Source organism: Succinivibrio sp. (assembly GCF_045124615.1).
Taxonomy (GTDB): domain Bacteria; phylum Pseudomonadota; class Gammaproteobacteria; order Enterobacterales; family Succinivibrionaceae; genus Succinivibrio; species Succinivibrio faecicola.
The window spans coordinates 1-2510 of sequence record NZ_JBGVMC010000034.1 but is presented as its reverse complement, the minus strand read 5'-3'; the positions used below and the strand labels follow the sequence as shown (position 1 = coordinate 2510).

Annotated in this window: 6 protein-coding genes; all 6 read right to left on the bottom strand. The window is 32.8% G+C overall.

Annotation, left to right across the window (positions count from 1 at the left end):
- Window positions 1-357: 357 nt before the first annotated feature.
- The gene (locus ACJML3_RS00845) at window positions 358-582 is read right to left on the bottom strand and encodes a hypothetical protein (RefSeq protein ID WP_406019784.1); all 225 of its coding nucleotides are present in this window, start codon (window positions 580-582) and stop codon (window positions 358-360) included.
- A 13-nt stretch (window positions 583-595) separates the two neighbouring features.
- The gene (locus ACJML3_RS00840; RefSeq protein WP_406019782.1) at window positions 596-1168 is read right to left on the bottom strand and encodes a hypothetical protein; all 573 of its coding nucleotides are present in this window, start codon (window positions 1166-1168) and stop codon (window positions 596-598) included.
- Window positions 1169-1343: 175 nt separating this feature from the next.
- On the bottom strand, window positions 1344-1679 hold the full coding sequence (locus ACJML3_RS00835) for a hypothetical protein (protein ID WP_406019780.1): 336 nt from the start codon (window positions 1677-1679) through the stop codon (window positions 1344-1346).
- Window positions 1676-1993, bottom strand: a complete 318-nt coding sequence (locus tag ACJML3_RS00830) for a hypothetical protein (RefSeq protein WP_406019778.1) — start codon at window positions 1991-1993, stop codon at window positions 1676-1678. Before ACJML3_RS00830 ends, ACJML3_RS00835 begins: the two co-directional genes overlap by 4 nt.
- On the bottom strand, window positions 1972-2280 hold the full coding sequence (locus tag ACJML3_RS00825) for a hypothetical protein (RefSeq protein ID WP_406019776.1): 309 nt from the start codon (window positions 2278-2280) through the stop codon (window positions 1972-1974). The genes ACJML3_RS00830 and ACJML3_RS00825 overlap by 22 nt, the downstream gene beginning before the upstream one ends.
- Window positions 2267-2510: hypothetical protein (locus ACJML3_RS00820; protein ID WP_406019774.1), on the bottom strand; the 244-nt coding region annotated here is incomplete at its 5' end. The genes ACJML3_RS00820 and ACJML3_RS00825, both read right to left, overlap by 14 nt.

The following is a 2510-nucleotide window of genomic DNA, read 5'->3' as shown; positions in this document are numbered from 1 at the left end:
ATCTTTCGGATCGGATATAAGTATTACAAGGTAAAACGCACTTTATAATAAACTCGTGTGACGTAAAAAGACTTTCTGAAAAATCGTCACTTTAAAGACATTCCGGAATATCCTTAAATCTTTTCATCTCAAATGACTCTACGCTGTCACACTTCTGTGGTGAAAAGTCAACGATCATCATGTTGTCGATAGAGTCCATTGGTACTAAGCAGGAGTAAGACTTAGTAATGGTTTGCAATCAGCTAAACCATGATTAGTATTATACACGGTTTTTAAGTTTGTGCAAATCTTTTTTAAAAAATTTTTCTAATCGTATGCAAAATAATCAGAAAATCAGATCCACTTCAAAATATCATTTTAACCACCGTTTAATTTTCTTCTTATAAAATGTTTCATTAAAATTTTTTCGTGTTTTTCTTTGTCGTGCTTTTTTACAAATTTTTCTAACTCACCCATCACTTCAAGCAAACATCTGTAACGTTCAGTAGATGTTACCATGCTAGATAATAAATCGCCTGCCTGCTCTACATTTAATGTAAGTGTTATTTCTTTCACATCTGATTTACTTTGTGTTTTAGCCATTACTCACCTCTCATTATATAAAATCTTTAATGTTGAACTTGTACTTATGGTCAGTATTATCAATTACTATGTCAGCGTCTATAACATCTGTAAGCAGTTCTGATTCGTGCCTTGATGATTTAATTGTGCTGTTATTGATAACCTTGACAACCTTAACGTTATAGTCCGTGAGATTATACAAATCGTACAGCTTTATATAGTCTACAACGTCTAATTCGTTCGGAAAACGATAATCGGTAATCAGATAATAATTGTAGTCAGTATTCACAATTCGAGTTGCTACAAATTTTATCCAATAATCTTTGTCAACGTGTTTACGCATTATATCAGTACCGAACCGTTGCAGGATTTCTCTCATCGTTGTGCCGTTAGCGGTAAATGGCTGTTCATTCAATTTCCATTTATCGACTTCTTCTATCGGCATGTCGAATAGAGTGCTGATAAAGGATTTTAGTTTGTATGCAAAAGACAATTCAAGAACGGTTTTATGCTCGCTTGTTAACGCCTTGTTTAACTCACGAGCAATATAGTTCTTACCTGATTGTGCTTTACCAGTAAACAGATAAATAGTCTTTATATTGCTCATATATGCTACCCTAACCAAACGTGAATACAATTCAAACCATCGGTAATTTTGTGTACTTCTCTGAACGGAAAATCGCATGTAAGAAAGTCTGTTTTCTTACCGCTTTTAACAGTGCCGTTACAATGTACCTCTAACGTTAGATTAGGACTAACAACGCACAGTAAATCAAAAAATTTCATTCTAAATTACCCAAACCCTTTTTATCGCATAACTGACGTAATATTTGAAACATCACCTGTTTAAAATTAACGTCTACATTATACTCGTTTATCAAATCCATTTCATTTTTAATCAGAATTTCCTGCTCTGATGTACTCATAGCATAGAACAGCTTTCTCATTCGCTTAATAATTCTATACCCTTTATGAGTAACTTTCTGAATGTCTTTTAAATCGTTGGTTTTAATTCTATACCACAACTCTCTTGAGGTATCAATTATAAGCTGTGAATAGTGTTTACCTAATCTAATCTTTTCCTCTGTCGGCAGAGAGCTTAGTTTGTGAATGTTCATGTTTCGCTATCCTTAATAATCTCTCGACAATTATTATCAAGATATTGTATCAATTTACTAACCGTATCTAATTGCGAACCTGATTGTAGGTAATCATCAATAATGCTTAACCATATCTTGTATTGATAAATATCGTTATAATTTCTTAGGGTTTTATTATTACCATAACTATTGCAGGTTTTTAAAGCATCGTATATTGCGATTCTAACCTCATAAATAGTATGGTCTGAACTGAAACTCTTTGCAAAAGATAAAAGCGAAAATAACGCAATATAACCATGCTCTAAGCCGTTTAATTCAACTGATTTATCCATTCATTTAACCTCTTTTCTAATTTATCTGATAGTTCACCAATCGTATTGTCTAAAGACATTCCTAAAGTGTCTACCACAATATAAAATTCCTGTAAATTAGTTTCGGTTCTTAATTTATTAACCTTGTCTGACAGCAGTTCTAAATCGTGTGGATATAACTTTGTTTCCTCTTGTAACGATACCAGTAAACTCGCTAAAGTTCTATTGTAGTTTAAACCGCTGATTTTGCAATAAAAACTATACAAAAACAAAAATATTGTCTGATTTGCCAATTTACTTATTTTCATTGTTTTCTCCGTCTTTGTAATTAGCCAACTCGTGAATCTTTTTCAGAAATTCCTCTTTATGCGTTAAAACCTTTTTCGTTTCAAAAAAGTCTATAATATCCCATATCTGAATTGCCAGCTTATCTGCACACATATCAACGTACATACAAACATCGTGTAAACAGCTTTTCTTTTCATCAAGCGTTTGAGGTGTGGTGCAAGCACTGGCTATAACAGGTCTTGCACCGTTT